Origin of the sequence: Paraclostridium dentum (genome assembly GCF_048568265.1) — a bacterium.
GTDB lineage: Bacteria > Bacillota > Clostridia > Peptostreptococcales > Peptostreptococcaceae > Paraclostridium > Paraclostridium dentum.
This window is the reverse complement of the sequence record NZ_CP183813.1, coordinates 2,513,486-2,529,145: the sequence shown is the minus strand read 5'-3', so window position 1 is coordinate 2,529,145 and position 15,660 is coordinate 2,513,486. Positions and strand designations below refer to the sequence as shown.

Here is a 15,660-nt window from a genome sequence, read left to right as displayed (position 1 = left end):
CTAGATGTAAATAATTGTATAAGAAATACTTTTTAAGAGAGGACTGAGTTGTAATGCAAATAAATAAAGTTGAAATCTGTGGAGTAAATACCTCTGAGTTACCAGTTCTTAAAAATAATCAAATGACAGAACTCCTTATAAAAATTAAAAATGGAGATGAAGTAGCTAGACAAGAATTTGTAAGAGGAAATCTAAGATTGGTTCTGAGTGTAATTCAAAAGTTTAATAACAGAGGGGAAAATATTGACGATTTATTTCAAATAGGTTGTATAGGACTTATAAAGGCAATTGATAATTTTGACTTAAGTCAAAATGTAAGATTTTCAACTTATGCAGTCCCTATGATTATAGGAGAGATAAGGAGGTATCTAAGAGATAATAATCCTATAAGGGTGAGTAGGTCCTTAAAAGACATTGCATATAAAGCTCTTCAAGTGAGAGAGAGGCTAGTAAGATCTAATTCTAAGGAACCAACTGTTTCAGAGATAGCTAAAGAGCTTGAGCTAGATGTTGAAGATGTAGTAATGGCTTTAGATGCTATTCAAGATCCTATATCATTATTTGATCCGGTATATCAGGACAATGGAGATGCTATATTTGTAATGGACCAAGTTCAAGACAAAAAAGATACGGATGAAAATTGGTTACAAGAAATAGCTCTTAAAGAAGCTATAAAAAAATTAAATGGAAGAGAACGATTGGTTTTAGATTTAAGATTTTATAAAGGGAGAACTCAGATTGAAGTAGCTGATGAGATTGGTATTTCTCAAGCGCAAGTTTCTAGGATAGAGAAAAATGCTTTGAAAAACATGAGAAAATATATATAAAAAATATGCAAAAGTACTATTACTTTTGCATATTTTTTTGATGCGCTCATAATTGTATATTAATTGTAAAAAAATGTAAAATATGGTATAATTCGTAGTGGATAATATTAGTGAAGAGGGAGAATTGAATGTTAAATTCATCATTATCATATGTAATAATTAGAAGTTTTCCAGAAAGCATTTTTTTAGTTTTAGCTGGATACATTTTATTTAACTTAAAAATAGAATTCAAGAACCTTATAAAGAATTCTTTATTTTTTTTGATTTTATTAACTAGTATAAGGATGATGCCTATAAGTTTTGGAATACATACAGTATTTAGCATGTTTATAATAGGTGTAATTTTTTATAAATTTGAAAATCAACAAATTATACCAACCATAATTAATGTTTCTAAAATATATATATGTCTAGCTACAAGTGAGGTTATATATATGCTTGTTGCTGAAAAAATATTAGGTGTACCTACAACAATGTTAGTTGACAATACAAGTATAAACAGCGCAATACTATCACTTCCATCATTGCTAATATTTATTTTATTAATTATTGGATTAAGTGTAATAACTAAAAAAATAAGTAAAAATATATAGGGGTAAACTTATGGATATTATAGAAAAGATTTCATATAATGTTTCAAATAAAATAGGTGAAAAGGCAAACAAAAGTAAAGATGAAATACAAGTTATGAATTATGGATTATTTATTTGGATACATACTATATTGGCTTATATAGCTACGATTTTAGTAGGAATAATGATAGGGAGAACGATAGAAGTTTTATTAATTTCTATTGTTGCATCTAGTTTGAAAAAGTTTTCAGGCGGAGTTCATGCAACATCTCCTAATAGGTGTTTGATAATAGGTATTATAACAACATTAATTTTTACTTATATTTATGTTTTTTTTAATAAATATTGTGGATATAACTTTATATATATTTTTAGTATAGTGAGTATTGTATCATGTTATTATATTTTTTATAAAAAGGCTCCAGTTGGAACAAAAAATAAGCCTTTGAAGAAAGAAGAAACTAGAAATAGACTTAGAAAAAAATTATTTAATAGACTTAATGTTTTTATTGCAATCATAATATTACTTTTAATAGTTAGATTAACTAAAATTTTAAATTATGACATAGCTATGTTTGTATATTGTATAGAATTAGGGATTTTATTACAAACAATAGCAATAACTAAGCTAGGAGAAACAATCATATTAAAATTAGATTGTTTTCTTAAATAAAAAATATTTAAGGGGGATTAGCTATGAACTTTTTAGCAAATTTATTCTCAGATTTTGCAGTGAATTTAGGAAATTCTGCATCTACAATGTGTGCTATGGTATTCTTTGAACCAGAAATGCCAAAATCTTTAAGAGAAGAGTAATTTTAAATAAACCATAAGGATATATCCTTATGGTTTATTAATTAAAAAGGAAATTTAGGAGAAAAGAATGAATGAGTTTGAAAATATAAGGAATAAAAAAGTATTTGAAATATTAGCAATAATAAAAGTTATATACATGCTTCTAGGAATGGTAGCTATGATAAGTTCTTATACAACAATAGAAAGTTATAATTATATGTTATTTTACATATACATAGTTGCTATAATAATACTTTTAATAGTTTACTTTATATGGTTATCAAAGAGACAATATAAATTTATAGATAATCCAGCAAAATCTAGAGACAATATAGAAACAATTTTATTAATGCTAATATGTACAGTTATAATAATGTCAACAGGTAAAGAAGAGAGTCCTTATAAATTTCTATATATTTTTATAATTATAATAGCAGCAATACAATTTGGTAGAAACTATGCTATGATTGTTTCTATAATTTGTTCTATATTAGTTTGCGGAGTGGATGTACTATCAATACAATTTGGAGCTCATCTTCAAGAACCAGCTAAAGAATTAATAACAAATTATTTTCAAATTGATATAGTTATAGTAAGTGCTTTTTTTGTAACGTCATGGATACTAGGAATGTACGTTAATATAGAAAAAGAGCATAGTAAAGAACTTCAAAATCTAGCTAATGTAGATGAACTTACGGGTTTATATAATCATAGATATTTTCAAGAATCATTAGAAACACTAATGGAGTGTGCTGATAGTGAAAATACATCAATCTCGATGTTGTTTATGGATATTGATTATTTTAAAAATTACAACGATATAAATGGGCATCAAGCAGGGGATGTTGTTTTAAAAGATGTAGGTCAAATTTTAAAAGAAAGTGTAAGAGAACATGATATTGTAGCAAGATATGGAGGCGAAGAATTTGCTGTAATTCTTCCAAATACTGTGGAAGAAGATGCTATATTAGTTGGAGAGAGAATTAGAATAAATATAGAAAATACATATTTTTATGGGCAAGAAAATCAACCAAATAAAAACATGACTATATCTATAGGAGTTTCATCATATCCGCTAAGGGCAAGCAATAAGCATCAGTTTATAAATACGGCAGATGATGCTCTTTATAGGGCTAAGTCACTTAATAAAAATAGGGTAGAAGTATATTATAGTGTTTTAGAAGAAATTTCAGACCATATATATATAGACGAAGAAACAGCCAATTCATTAAAAAGACTTATAAATATGATAAATAAAAAAGACAGATATACATATGGACATACAGAAAGAGTAGTCATATACCTAGGTTGGTTTTCAAACTATTTAAATCTCAATGAAAAAGATAAACTGCGTTTAAAACTAGCAGCTTATCTTCATGATATAGGTAAAATTGAAATTCCAGAAGAAGTATTAAATAAAAAAGGAAGTCTAACTGATTTAGAGTATGATATGTTAAAAAAACATCCAGAATTGGGCGTGGATTTAATAAAGCATGTAAAAGCATTTGAAGAATTATTACCAGCTATAAAACATCACCATGAAAGATACGATGGAAGAGGGTATCCAGACAATTTAAAAGGTAAGGAAATTCCATATTTAGCTAGAATAATATCTATAGCAGATAGTTTTGATGCAATGACATCTCATAGACCTTACAATAATAGAAAAGGTCATGAAGAAGCTATAAAAGAACTTAGAAAATGTTCAGGAAGTCAGTTTGATCCAGAATTAGTTGAAAAATTTATAAGTATGATAGAATTAAAAAAATAATTTAAAATGGCCAGTATGGTCATTTTTTTTTATTCTTGTACATATTTATTTTTAAGAGGAGGTAGATTATAATATGATTAGAATTTCTGATATAATGGATAAAGAAGTAATAAATGTTAAAAATGGTAAAAGAATGGGGTTTATTACAGATATAGAGATGGATACGAATGAAGGAAAAATTTTATCATTCACAATTGAAGGTGATGGAGGTATGAACTTTTTTTCAAGAAATTATGATGGGCAAGTTGTTTTTTGGAATGATATAATAAAAATAGGATGTGATACAATTATAGTAAACCAAGGTCAAGATCATAGTTTAGATGAATTTAATATATAAAAGACATAAGAAAAAAGGAGGGATAGGCTTTGTTATGTCCTTACTGCAATTATAAAGAATCAAAGGTAATAGACTCAAGACATACAGATGGTCAATCTATAAGAAGACGAAGAGAGTGTGAATCTTGTAAAAAGAGATTTACTACATACGAAAAAATAGAATTAACTCCTATTATGGTTATAAAAAAAGATAATAGTAGAGAATATTTTGATAGAAATAAAATAAAAAATGGTATATTGAAGTCTTCTGAAAAAAGGCCTGTTTCAATAGAGCAAGTTGAAGAAATAATACACTACATAGAAAATGAAATAAACAAGGCTTACTTATCAGAAATAGAAAGTAAAAAGATAGGTGAGATGGTAATGGATAAATTAAAAGATGTAGATGAAGTAGCCTATGTAAGATTTGCATCAGTATATAGACAATTTAAAGATATAAATACATTTGTTAAAGAGCTGAAAAATATACTAACAGAAAAAAGGTGATTGAGTATGAAAAACTATATAAGATTTGAAGAATTTGATAAAAAGTGTGATTTTGTAAACTTAGCATTTTCCAATATAAATATTGATATGGCATCTAAGTCTGATAAAGAAAATCTTTGTAAAGAGTTAAATATGAATTTTGATAACTTAACAAATAATAAACAAACTCACTCAGATATAGTAAACATAATAAAAAAAGAAGATATAGGAAAAATAAAAGAAGGGGATGCTTTAGTTACAAATTTGAAAAAAACTCCACTATTAGTTTTTGTTGCAGATTGTGTTCCTGTGGCTATTGTGGATCCTAAGAAGGAAGCTGTAGCACTTTGTCATGCAGGATGGAGAGGTACATATTCAAAAATAACTCAAAAATCTATTGAAAATATGGAAAAGCTGTATGGAACAAACCCTGAAGATTTGGTTTGTGTATTAGGACCTTCAATTGGACCTTGTTGTTATGAGGTATCTAAAGATTTAATTGAAAAATTTAACACAATTATTACAAATAGAGATGAAAAATTTTATATAATTAAAGAAAGCAAGTACTATCTAGATTTATGGAAAGTAAATGAATTGATATTGACAAGTTGTGGTGTGAAAAAAGAGAATATAGTTAATTTAAACATATGCACTAGTTGTAACAGTGACAAGTTTCATTCCTATAGAAAACACAATCAAACAACAAAAAGGCTAGGTATGATACTTGAAGTAAAGTAGAGAGGGGCTAACTTAAGATGAAAACTAAAGTGTTAGTTATAGATGATGAAAAGCATATTGTAGAGCTTTTAAAATTTAACTTAGAAACTATGGATTATGAGGTTCATTATTCATACGATGGATTTGACGGATTTATAAAAGCTAAAGAGATAATGCCAGACTTAATATTATTGGATTGGATGCTTCCAAATATAAGTGGAATAGACCTTTTAAAGAAAATTAGAAGTGATAAAGATTTAAAAAATATACCTGTAATAATGCTAACAGCTAAAAATATTGAAAACGACAAGGTAGAGGGCTTAGATTCAGGTGCTGATGATTATATAACAAAGCCATTTAGTGTAAAAGAGTTATTAGCTAGAAGTAACTCTGTTTTAAGAAGATATAATGTTAATAATGATAATAGTGATAAAACAGTGTTAAGTATAGGGAATTTAAAAGTAGACTTACAAAAGCATGAGGTAATTAAAGGTACTGAAAAGATAGATTTAACACTTAAAGAATTTGAACTTTTAAGACTTTTACTAGAAAACAAAGGAAAGGTTTTATCGAGAAACTACTTATTAGATAAAATATGGGGATATGAATATTATGGAGAAACTAGAACTGTAGATGTTCATATAAGATATTTAAGAAAAAAAATAGAAGGAACCAGTGAAGAAGAAAAATATATAGAAACTATTAGAGGAATAGGATATAAAATAGATTAAGGGGCGTTTTAACATGGATAATATAAGCATATACTTTTTAATTGTTTTAGTATCAATTATAGTTTCTATAATTTCAATAAGATATGCTATAAATTTAAGAAATTACTTACAAGAATTTATAGCTGTTTCAAAAAAAATAAGTAACAAAGAATTCCATGCAAAAATAAACATATCAGCAAAAGGTGAATTAGGGCAACTAGTTGATAATTTTAATGATATGATTGATACAATAGATATTACGATTCAAGAAGTTCAATACAAAAACTTACAATTAAAATCTATTGTAAAAAGTATATCACATGGTATTTTAGCTATTGATATAAATGGGAATGTTTTATTGATAAATGAAGAAGCAAAAAAAATAATAAAAAGTGATGGAATTGAGATAATAGAAGGTAAGAATATACATCACGTTATAAAAGACTATAAAATATTAAATGAAATTGCTAAATTTATAGGATCAAAGAAAACTGAAATGAAAGAAATTACTAATGATGAAGACATAGTATATAATATAAAGCTAGACCCCATATACCTTCAAAGTAGTAATAATGTTATCATTGGTTCTATAATAAACATAGAAAACATAACTGAAAGAGTTAAGTTAGAAAATATGAGAAGTGACTTTGTTGCTAATGTAACTCATGAGTTAAAGACACCTCTTACATCTATAAGTGGATTTGTAGAAACATTAAGAATAAATGAAAATATAGATAAAAATATGAGAGATAGATTCTTAGGAATAATTGAAACAGAATCCGATAGACTAAAAAGGCTTATAGATGATATATTATTACTTTCATTTATAGAAAATAAAGACACTATAACATCTGAAAATGTAGAGGTACTAAATGTATTTAAAGAAGTTTACGAGTTAACGATTAACTCTGCCAAGATAAAAAATATTGAATTAAAATTTAAATTTGATGATGAGAAAATTTTTATAAATTCGAATAGAGATTACATTAAACAAATATTTTTAAATTTAATAGACAATGCTATAAAATATACACCTGATGGTGGTTTTGTAGAAACTAGTGTATATGAAAGTGATGAAGAGGTATTTATAAAAGTTTCAGATAATGGAATTGGAATATCTAAAGAAGATAAAGACAGGGTATTTGAGCGATTTTATAGAGTTGATAAGGCTAGGAGTAGAGATGTAGGTGGTACAGGGCTAGGGCTAGCTATAGTAAAACATATAGTTAAATCTTTAAATGGAACTATATGTGTAAAAAGTGAATTAAATATAGGAACTGAATTTACAGTTACAATACCAAAAAAAAATTTCCTTAATTAAGGAAATTTTTTTTTGTTTTTGCACACAATAAATATAGTGAAAAATAAAAGGAGGGAAATAAATGGATGATGCTACATTATTTAGGCGTGCATTTGGGGTAGCTTTAATACTTGGAGTTTTATCAAGGCTTATAGTTTTAAGAATAGTAAATAAACAACAACCAACTCAGCCTCAAGATTATATAGAACAACTTATTTTATCGTTTATTGCATCAGCATTAGGAGCTGTAGCATTCCCAGCTTTATTAGATAAAGAGTTTGCAGCTCTTACATTTTTAGCCGTGGGGATCCAGCAGTTTCAAGAAGTAGCAAGTGAAGAGGAAATAACATTGTCTAATATAGATGATAATGAATTAATTAGAAAAGGAATGACTTATATTCACGATGTGTCTAAAAACTATGAGGTTAGAAATTATCTTAGTATTTTTTCATCACTAGCAGCATCTATAGCATTTATAACAGTATTTAATACATTCAAAGTCAACTTTATTATTTGTACTATATCATCAGTTGTGGCAACTGGAGTAGTTGGATATATATTTAAAAAAATACTAGCAAATAAGAGTTTAGAGGATATTGTAGATGTAGAAGTTGTACCTATAGAATTTGACGGAGCATTGCTAAAAGTAGGTGGAGTTGTTTTAACAAATATAGGTCTAGAATCATCAAAACAAAGATATTTAGAAAAGGGTATAGGGCTTAAAGTTATTCCAAAAGATATGGTATCTGCTGGTATAATAGGAGATCCAGCTCAACAACAAGCTATGCTACATAACGTATATTTACATATGGGAATAGATAGAGATGTTGATGAGCCAGAATTTATACCTATAGCCAGAACAAATCCCAAGGATAATTCAGTTAACTTTGGATATATTCCATTAGTTAGGGATGTGGATTTAACAGTAGAAGCTATAAAAAGTGCACCTATATTAGATAGTTCAAAAGGAAATAACAATGCATATAGAAAGAAAAATAAGAATAAGCAAAATTAAGGGGTGAGTAAATGAAAAGTATATTTATAATTGGTATAGTTATAGGGATTATTTCAAGGGTTATAACTTTAAAGACAGACCGAAAACAATATCCAACAGAACCAAATATGTTAGTATCACAACTTGTTTTAGCTATTATAGGATCAGCTTTAGGAGCAATGCTAGTTCCTGCTTTAATACAAAAATCATATACGTCAATTACATTTTTATCACTTGCAGCTAGTCAATTTAGACAAGTTAGACATAGTAAGAGAAAGTCTTTGACAGATATGGAAGATGCTTTATTAGTAAAACGTGGAGCTGGGTTTATTGAAGAAATTGCCCTAACATATGAGGTTAGAAGTTATACTTGTATTCTTACAGCTTTAACGACGTCAGCGGTGTATCATTTATCTAAGACGGAGCTTTATGTAGGAGAAGGAGGTAGTGTCTTCTTAGGGGCAGCAGCAGGGCTTGCATTGGCATTGATATTTAAGAAGTTGTTTGTAAGAGAAAGTATAGGAGCTATAGCGGAGGTTATTCCGGCGAAAATATCATTTGATGGACCTCTCTTAAAAGTAAATGATGTTGTAATTTCCAATATAGGATTGGATTCTTCAAAACAACGATATTTAGATTATGGACTAGCAGTAGAAATCATACCTAAAGATGGAAATTACATAAATAGCGGCATCATATTAAGTCCAGGACAAAGACAGACAATAGCTAATATAGCTTACTCAAGACTAGGAATAATGAGAACTCCAGATGAACCAGACTTTGTTCCTCTTTTGAGAAGAAATCCTAAAAATGAAAGTTTAGTAATGCCATATATACCTATTGAGAAAGATATAAATCAGCTTATAGCAGCAGTTAAAAGCACACCTATAATTGAGAGCTCTAGAGGAAATAATTGGGCATTGAAGAGGTTTAATATAAAACAACAAAAAGGAGTGTAGAACATGAATGTAGGTATAACTGACGTAACATTAGCTATAATTACTACAAATAAAGAAATGAAATCGGCTAATATTCCTGTTTTTTATGCAGAAGATGAAAAAGAACTTCAAGAAAGAGGCTTAATAATATCTAAAACTATGGGAGGTATGGTTCATGATGTATATCATGGAACTCTAATAGTAGTGAAGCATTAAAGGTACCTTTAAAGGTACCTTTTTATTGACTATTTTAAAGAAAACGTGGTAATATAATGTGATGTACTTATAAAGGAAAAGTGGTGAAATTTATGGAAGTCAATGTAAAAAATACAAATAATATAATCAGCAAAGTATACAAAGATAGCATCGCTTGGGAACTAGGAATAGAAGTTGGAGACTTGTTAATTTCTATAAATGATCAACCGATACATGATATAATAGAATATAGATTCTTGCTAAGTGATGAGTACTTAGAAGTAGAAATAAAAAAGAAAAATAATGAAATATATGTATATGAAATAGAAAAAGATTATGATGAAGATTTAGGAATTGAATTTACAAATCCTATAATAGATAAAGCTAAAAGTTGTAGAAATAAATGTGTATTTTGCTTTATAGATCAATTACCAAAAGGTATGAGAGAAACACTTTATTTTAAAGATGATGACTCAAGATTGTCATTTTTACAAGGGAACTTTGTCACTTTAACAAATATGAGTGAGGAAGATATAGATAATATAATTAAATATAGAATAAGCCCTATTAATATATCTGTGCACACTACAAATCCAGAACTTAGACAAAAAATGATTAAAAATAAGTTTGCTGGAAGGCTTTATGAAATAATGCAAAGATTAGCGGATGCTCAGATACAAATGAATTGTCAGATTGTTTTATGTCCAGGTTACAATGACAAAGCAGAATTAGAAAGAACTGTATCTGATTTAACAAAACTATATCCATATGTAAATAGTGCAGCAGCAGTTCCAGTAGGAATAACTAAACACAGAGATCATCTACCAAATTTAGAAATATTTAATGAACAAACTGCTGGAGAAACTATAGAGTTAGTTCATGAATTACAAGAAAAATATCTGAATGAACTAGGAACAAGATTTATATTCCTATCAGATGAGTTTTATATAATGTCAAATAAAAAGTTATTAGATTATGATGATTATGAAGGCTTTATACAATTCGAAAATGGAGTAGGTATGATAAGTAAGTTAGAAAGAGAAATTCATGATTATCTACAAACTGTTTCGGATGAAAAGATAAATTCTAAAAAGAAAATTTCTATAGCTACAGGACATTCTGCATATGAATTTATAAAAAATATGGCGAGTTGCATAATGAATAAATGTCCAGGAGTAGATATAGAAGTTTACAAGATAGTAAATAATTTCTTCGGAGAAACTATAACTGTATCGGGGCTTATAACAGCGACAGATATAATAAATCAGTTAAAGAACAAGGACTTAGGACAAACTTTATATATACCAAGAAGTATGTTAAAAGCAGATGAAGAAATATTTTTAGACAATATTACACTAGAAGAATTACAAAATACTATGAATATTGAAGTCGTACCTTGCTTAAATGAAGGTAAAGACTTTGTTGATAAGATTTTGAAATAGAGAGGGAGGTTATTATGAACGATAATAGACCGGTAGTTGCAGTAGTTGGAAGACCTAATGTTGGTAAATCAACTTTATTTAATAAGTTAGCAGGAAAAAGAATATCAATAGTTGAAGATACTCCAGGAGTAACAAGAGATAGAATATTTACAGAGGTAGAATGGTTAAATAAGTATTTTACACTTGTAGATACTGGAGGTATAGAGCCAAATAGTGATGATATAATATTATCTCAAATGAGAAATCAAGCTATGCTTGCTATGGATATGGCTCACGTTATAATGTTTGTTGTTGATGGTAAAGCAGGTCTTACGGCAGCAGATAAAGAAGTAGCACAAATGCTTAGAAAAACTAAGACACCTGTAATATTAGTAGTAAACAAAATAGATAGTCAAACTCAATTTGACAATGTATATGATTTTTATGAGTTAGGATTAGGGGTTCCATTTGCAATATCTAGTGCAAATAGTATGGGACTTGGAGACTTACTTGATGAAGTTGTAGCTAACTTCCCAGAAGGATTAGATACAGAGTATGACGAAGATATAATAAGAGTTGCTATAACAGGTAAACCTAATGCAGGAAAATCTTCTATATTAAATAATATGTTAGGAGAGGAAAGAGTTATAGTAAGCCCTATAGCTGGAACAACTAGAGATGCTATAGATACTTATTTAGAAAAAGGAGATAATAAATTCCTTTTAATAGACACAGCAGGACTTAGAAGAAAAAGTAAAATATATGAAAATGTAGAAAAATACAGCGTAATAAGAGCTATGAGTGCAGTAGATAGAGCGGATGTAGTTCTTATTGTAATAGATGCAGAACAAGGTGTAACAGAACAAGATACAAAAGTAGCAGGTATTGCACATGATGAAGGTAAGGCTTGTTTATTTGTAATAAATAAATGGGACTTAATAGAAAAAAATGATAAAACAATGAGTATATATACAAAAACTATAAGAGAAAAATTCCCGTTCATGGCATATGCTCCTATAGTATTTGTATCTGCTAAAACAAATCAAAGAATGAACAAAATATTAGAAACAGTAACTTATATAGCTGAAGAACATGCTAAGAGAGTTCCAACATCAACATTAAATGATGTAATAGGTGAAGCTGTACTTCTTAACCAACCTCCTTCAGATAAAGGGAAGAGACTTAAGATATATTATGGAGCTCAAACTGGAACACAACCACCTAAATTCACATTATTTATAAATGATAAGCAACTTACTCACTTCTCATATCAAAGATATCTTGAAAATAAGATAAGAGAAAACTTTGGATTTGAAGGTACACCTGTATGGTTTGACTATAGAGAAAAAAGAAAATAGGTATTAGGGGGGAAGAAATGATTAATTACCTAATTATTATTTTAGTATCGTACTTTATAGGAAGTATATCGACATCATATATAATAGCAAAAAGAATGATGGGTGTGGATATAAGAACCCAAGGTTCAGGAAATGCAGGATCTACAAATGTTCTTAGGACATTGGGGAAAAAAGCTGGAATACTTACATTTGTAGGAGATTTGTTAAAAGGTGTAATAGCTGTCTTAATAGCAAAGGTAATAGCCACTATAGCCCATACAGATGTAGCTACAGCATCTTACATAGCAGTTGTATTTGTTGTAATAGGTCATAACTGGCCTATATATCTAGGGTTTAGGGGTGGAAAAGGAGTAGCTACTTCTTTAGGAGCTATGATAGCTGTAAACCCTGTGATAGCTTTAAGTTGTTTCGCATTTTTTATACTAATTGTATATGTGACAAAATATGTTTCTTTAGGGTCAGTACTTGGGATATGTACATCTCCTATAATAATGTTTTTTATAGGAAATTATAAAGGATTAGCAGTTACTTTGTTTTTATCAGCATCAGTAATATTTAAACACAGAGAAAATATTAAACGATTATTAAATGGAACAGAAAGAAAAATAGGAGAAAAAAAATAATACTTTAAGTATATTTAGGTGGTGTTTGTATGGAAAAAATTTGTGTATTAGGAGCTGGAAGTTGGGGGACAGCATTAGCATTAGTAGTAGCTAAAAAAGGCTATGATGTCTCTATGTGGACTTTAAACGAAGACCAATGCAATTTAATTAATGAAACTAGAGAAAATAGAGATTATCTTCCAGGTGTAAACATACCAACAAATATTAAAGTTACAACAAATATAGAAGAATCAGTAACAGATAGCTCAATGATAGTTTTAGCAGTACCTTCTCAAGCTATAAGAAGTATTTGTAAGCAAATTAAGCCATTTGTAAAAAGTAATCAAATATTAATTGATGTTGCAAAAGGTTTAGAGAAAGGGACTGGATTAAGACTTTCGAAAGTATGCGAACAAGAAATACCAGAATGTGAATATGTTGTTCTTTCTGGACCATCACATGCAGAAGAAGTTTCAAGAGATATACCTACAACTGTAGTTGTAGCATCTGAAAATTTAAACACTGCTGAAAAAGTCCAAGATACGTTCATGAGCCCTAAATTTAGAGTATATACAAATCCTGATGTTGTTGGAGTTGAATTAGGTGGAGCATTGAAAAATATCATCGCATTTGGAGCAGGTATATGTGATGGATTAGGATATGGAGATAATGCCAAGGCTGCTCTTATGACAAGAGGAATACGTGAAATAAGCAGATTAGGGATTGCTATGGGAGCTGAATCACCTACTTTTTCTGGATTGTCAGGAATAGGAGATTTAATTGTTACATGCACGAGTATGCATAGTAGAAATAGAAGAGCTGGAATACTTATAGGACAAGGAAAAAGTTTAGAAGAAACTTTAAAAGAAGTTAAAATGGTAGTAGAAGGAATAACTGCAACGGAAGTTGCTTATGATGTATCGAAAAAATTAAACATAGAAATGCCTATAACTAATGCTATTTACTCAGTTCTTCATAATGGATCGAATCCAGATGAAGTTGTAGATGAGTTAATGATGAGAAATAAAACACATGAAGTTGAAGAGGTAGTAAAAGAAAACTAGATTATTAAATCTAGTTTTTTTTTATTTTTGTAATATTAACCTGCAGATTAAAATATACTTTATTAAGAATTTGTATGCAGGAGGGTTATAGATGAATAATATATATGAGGACATAGCAAGAAGAACTCAAGGGGATATATATGTAGGTGTAGTTGGACCTGTTAGAACAGGTAAATCTACATTTATAAGAAAATTCATGGAATTATTAGTTTTGCCTAATATAGAAAATGAATTTAAAAGAGAAAGAACACAAGATGAAATACCTCAAAGTGGTTCAGGAAAAACAATTATGACTGTTGAACCAAAATTTGTTCCAGCTGATGGTGTAGAAATAAAGATTAGAGAAAATGTTTCAATGAAAGTTAGAATGGTTGATTGCGTGGGGTACATAGTTGATGGAGTTTTAGGTCATGAAGAGGATGGTAAACAAAGACTAGTATCTACACCATGGTCTAATGAAGCTATGACCTTTGAAAAGGCAGCTGAAATAGGAACAAAGAAAGTTATAAGAGATCATTCTACAATAGGAATAGTTATGACTACAGATGGAAGTATTACTGAAATAGATAGAAAATCATATTCTATACCTGAAGAGAGAGTAATAAATGAGTTAAAAGAACTTAAAAAACCATTTGTAATAGTGTTAAACACATTAGATCCATATGCTGAGTCAACTCTAGAATTAAAAAGAGAATTAGAAGAAAAATATGATAAGCCTGTAATACCATTAAATGTTTTGGCTATGGATGAAGAGGATGTGGAAGAAGTTATGGAAAATGTATTATATGATTTCCCTATAAATGAAATAAATATAAACTTCCCTAAATGGATAGAAGGATTAGAAAAAAATCATTGGATAAAAAATAACATAATATGTGCTATAAAAGACAGTATAAATGAGGTTGGAGTTATAAGAGATGTAAATTCTATAATAGATGGATTTGAAAGTTTAGATTTCTTAGATGAAACTCAAGTTGATAATGTAGAATTAGGAGAAGGTATAGTAAGCATAAATTTAGGAACTAAAAAGGACTTATTCTATAATGTTTTAGAAGAGAAGAGTGGATTTAAAATAGATGGTGAATATGAACTATTAAATCTAGTAACTCGATTATCAAAAGTTAACACAGAATATGAAAAGGTAGAACAAGCGTTAACTGACGTAAGAGAGAAAGGTTATGGTTTAGTAGCACCTACTATAGATGAACTTACTTTAGACGTACCTGAGATAGTTAAACAAGGCAAACAATATGGAGTTAGATTAAGAGCAAAAGCTGGATCTATTCATATGATCAAAGCTGATATATCTACAGAAATTTCTCCTGGTGTAGGAACAGAGCAACAGGGCAAAGAGATGTTAGAAAGTTTACTAAAAGGTTTTGAAGAAAATCCAAATGAAATATGGGAATACAATATGTTTGGAAAATCATTACATGACTTAGTAAAAGACCAATTACAAAGTAAATTGTATATGATGCCAGATGATGTAAGAGTTAAGATACAAAAAACTTTACAAAAAATAATAAATGATGGTTGTTCAAATATAATAACTATTATTTTATAAATAAAAAAGGTGCATACAATGGTATGCACCT

At 28.7% G+C, this 15,660-nt stretch carries 18 protein-coding genes; all 18 read left to right on the top strand.

What is annotated here, in order from left to right; genetic code table 11:
* Nucleotides 1-53 precede the first annotated feature (53 nt).
* Complete coding sequence (sigG, locus tag ACN6I1_RS11755; protein ID WP_021430119.1) at nucleotides 54-827, top strand: RNA polymerase sporulation sigma factor SigG; 774 nt, start codon at nucleotides 54-56, stop codon at nucleotides 825-827.
* A 128-nt stretch (nucleotides 828-955) separates the two neighbouring features.
* Nucleotides 956-1,420, top strand: coding sequence for a hypothetical protein (locus ACN6I1_RS11750; protein ID WP_053832632.1), 465 nt, complete (start codon nucleotides 956-958; stop codon nucleotides 1,418-1,420).
* Nucleotides 1,421-1,430: 10 nt separating this feature from the next.
* Nucleotides 1,431-2,072: an accessory gene regulator ArgB-like protein gene (locus ACN6I1_RS11745; RefSeq protein WP_419742031.1), complete on the top strand. Its 642-nt coding sequence runs from the start codon at nucleotides 1,431-1,433 to the stop codon at nucleotides 2,070-2,072.
* A 23-nt stretch (nucleotides 2,073-2,095) separates the two neighbouring features.
* The gene (locus ACN6I1_RS11740) at nucleotides 2,096-2,215 is read left to right on the top strand and encodes a cyclic lactone autoinducer peptide (RefSeq protein ID WP_369284879.1); all 120 of its coding nucleotides are present in this window, start codon (nucleotides 2,096-2,098) and stop codon (nucleotides 2,213-2,215) included.
* Between the two features lie 67 nt (nucleotides 2,216-2,282).
* Nucleotides 2,283-3,965 carry a diguanylate cyclase gene (locus tag ACN6I1_RS11735; RefSeq protein WP_419742030.1) on the top strand — a complete coding sequence of 561 codons (1,683 nt, stop codon included), beginning with the start codon at nucleotides 2,283-2,285 and terminating at the stop codon, nucleotides 3,963-3,965.
* Between the two features lie 73 nt (nucleotides 3,966-4,038).
* Nucleotides 4,039-4,302 carry a YlmC/YmxH family sporulation protein gene (locus ACN6I1_RS11730; protein WP_021430001.1) on the top strand — a complete coding sequence of 88 codons (264 nt, stop codon included), beginning with the start codon at nucleotides 4,039-4,041 and terminating at the stop codon, nucleotides 4,300-4,302.
* A 29-nt stretch (nucleotides 4,303-4,331) separates the two neighbouring features.
* The gene (nrdR, locus tag ACN6I1_RS11725; RefSeq protein ID WP_021430012.1) at nucleotides 4,332-4,787 is read left to right on the top strand and encodes a transcriptional regulator NrdR; all 456 of its coding nucleotides are present in this window, start codon (nucleotides 4,332-4,334) and stop codon (nucleotides 4,785-4,787) included.
* Between the two features lie 6 nt (nucleotides 4,788-4,793).
* Complete coding sequence (gene pgeF / locus ACN6I1_RS11720; protein WP_150843311.1) at nucleotides 4,794-5,504, top strand: peptidoglycan editing factor PgeF; 711 nt, start codon at nucleotides 4,794-4,796, stop codon at nucleotides 5,502-5,504.
* A gap of 17 nt (nucleotides 5,505-5,521) precedes the next feature.
* Entirely contained in the window at nucleotides 5,522-6,214 is a 693-nt protein-coding gene (locus ACN6I1_RS11715) for a winged helix-turn-helix domain-containing protein (RefSeq protein ID WP_021433875.1), read from the top strand.
* A 13-nt stretch (nucleotides 6,215-6,227) separates the two neighbouring features.
* Nucleotides 6,228-7,514, top strand: a complete 1,287-nt coding sequence (locus ACN6I1_RS11710; RefSeq protein ID WP_419742029.1) for a HAMP domain-containing sensor histidine kinase — start codon at nucleotides 6,228-6,230, stop codon at nucleotides 7,512-7,514.
* 61 nt (nucleotides 7,515-7,575) lie between these two features.
* The gene (locus ACN6I1_RS11705) at nucleotides 7,576-8,508 is read left to right on the top strand and encodes a YIEGIA domain-containing protein (protein WP_419742028.1); all 933 of its coding nucleotides are present in this window, start codon (nucleotides 7,576-7,578) and stop codon (nucleotides 8,506-8,508) included.
* A gap of 11 nt (nucleotides 8,509-8,519) precedes the next feature.
* Nucleotides 8,520-9,446: a YIEGIA domain-containing protein gene (locus ACN6I1_RS11700; RefSeq protein ID WP_220796401.1), complete on the top strand. Its 927-nt coding sequence runs from the start codon at nucleotides 8,520-8,522 to the stop codon at nucleotides 9,444-9,446.
* A gap of 3 nt (nucleotides 9,447-9,449) precedes the next feature.
* Nucleotides 9,450-9,641, top strand: coding sequence for a capping complex subunit for YIEGIA (locus tag ACN6I1_RS11695; RefSeq protein ID WP_021429980.1), 192 nt, complete (start codon nucleotides 9,450-9,452; stop codon nucleotides 9,639-9,641).
* A gap of 92 nt (nucleotides 9,642-9,733) precedes the next feature.
* Nucleotides 9,734-11,062 carry a DUF512 domain-containing protein gene (locus tag ACN6I1_RS11690; protein ID WP_419742027.1) on the top strand — a complete coding sequence of 443 codons (1,329 nt, stop codon included), beginning with the start codon at nucleotides 9,734-9,736 and terminating at the stop codon, nucleotides 11,060-11,062.
* A gap of 14 nt (nucleotides 11,063-11,076) precedes the next feature.
* Entirely contained in the window at nucleotides 11,077-12,399 is a 1,323-nt protein-coding gene (gene der, locus ACN6I1_RS11685) for a ribosome biogenesis GTPase Der (protein ID WP_114542739.1), read from the top strand.
* 17 nt (nucleotides 12,400-12,416) lie between these two features.
* The gene (plsY, locus tag ACN6I1_RS11680; protein ID WP_419742026.1) at nucleotides 12,417-13,022 is read left to right on the top strand and encodes a glycerol-3-phosphate 1-O-acyltransferase PlsY; all 606 of its coding nucleotides are present in this window, start codon (nucleotides 12,417-12,419) and stop codon (nucleotides 13,020-13,022) included.
* A gap of 29 nt (nucleotides 13,023-13,051) precedes the next feature.
* The gene (locus tag ACN6I1_RS11675) at nucleotides 13,052-14,065 is read left to right on the top strand and encodes an NAD(P)H-dependent glycerol-3-phosphate dehydrogenase (RefSeq protein WP_220796396.1); all 1,014 of its coding nucleotides are present in this window, start codon (nucleotides 13,052-13,054) and stop codon (nucleotides 14,063-14,065) included.
* A gap of 91 nt (nucleotides 14,066-14,156) precedes the next feature.
* Complete coding sequence (spoIVA, locus tag ACN6I1_RS11670) at nucleotides 14,157-15,629, top strand: stage IV sporulation protein A (protein ID WP_021430059.1); 1,473 nt, start codon at nucleotides 14,157-14,159, stop codon at nucleotides 15,627-15,629.
* The last annotated feature ends 31 nt before the right edge of the window (nucleotides 15,630-15,660 follow it).

Bases quoted from the DNA above. Each gene is read 5' to 3' on its own strand.
- ACN6I1_RS11700 (WP_220796401.1), top strand. From the start codon at position 8,520: ATGAAAAGTATATTTATAATTGGTATAGTTATAGGGATTATTTCAAGG.
- pgeF (WP_150843311.1), top strand. From the start codon at position 4,794: ATGAAAAACTATATAAGATTTGAAGAATTTGATAAAAAGTGTGATTTT.
- ACN6I1_RS11715 (WP_021433875.1), top strand. From the start codon at position 5,522: ATGAAAACTAAAGTGTTAGTTATAGATGATGAAAAGCATATTGTAGAG.
- ACN6I1_RS11710 (WP_419742029.1), top strand. From the start codon at position 6,228: ATGGATAATATAAGCATATACTTTTTAATTGTTTTAGTATCAATTATA.
- ACN6I1_RS11750 (WP_053832632.1), top strand. From the start codon at position 956: ATGTTAAATTCATCATTATCATATGTAATAATTAGAAGTTTTCCAGAA.
- spoIVA (WP_021430059.1), top strand. From the start codon at position 14,157: ATGAATAATATATATGAGGACATAGCAAGAAGAACTCAAGGGGATATA.
- ACN6I1_RS11695 (WP_021429980.1), top strand. From the start codon at position 9,450: ATGAATGTAGGTATAACTGACGTAACATTAGCTATAATTACTACAAAT.
- ACN6I1_RS11675 (WP_220796396.1), top strand. From the start codon at position 13,052: ATGGAAAAAATTTGTGTATTAGGAGCTGGAAGTTGGGGGACAGCATTA.
- der (WP_114542739.1), top strand. From the start codon at position 11,077: ATGAACGATAATAGACCGGTAGTTGCAGTAGTTGGAAGACCTAATGTT.
- ACN6I1_RS11740 (WP_369284879.1), top strand. From the start codon at position 2,096: ATGAACTTTTTAGCAAATTTATTCTCAGATTTTGCAGTGAATTTAGGA.
- ACN6I1_RS11745 (WP_419742031.1), top strand. From the start codon at position 1,431: ATGGATATTATAGAAAAGATTTCATATAATGTTTCAAATAAAATAGGT.
- ACN6I1_RS11730 (WP_021430001.1), top strand. From the start codon at position 4,039: ATGATTAGAATTTCTGATATAATGGATAAAGAAGTAATAAATGTTAAA.
- ACN6I1_RS11735 (WP_419742030.1), top strand. From the start codon at position 2,283: ATGAATGAGTTTGAAAATATAAGGAATAAAAAAGTATTTGAAATATTA.
- plsY (WP_419742026.1), top strand. From the start codon at position 12,417: ATGATTAATTACCTAATTATTATTTTAGTATCGTACTTTATAGGAAGT.
- sigG (WP_021430119.1), top strand. From the start codon at position 54: ATGCAAATAAATAAAGTTGAAATCTGTGGAGTAAATACCTCTGAGTTA.
- ACN6I1_RS11690 (WP_419742027.1), top strand. From the start codon at position 9,734: ATGGAAGTCAATGTAAAAAATACAAATAATATAATCAGCAAAGTATAC.
- ACN6I1_RS11705 (WP_419742028.1), top strand. From the start codon at position 7,576: ATGGATGATGCTACATTATTTAGGCGTGCATTTGGGGTAGCTTTAATA.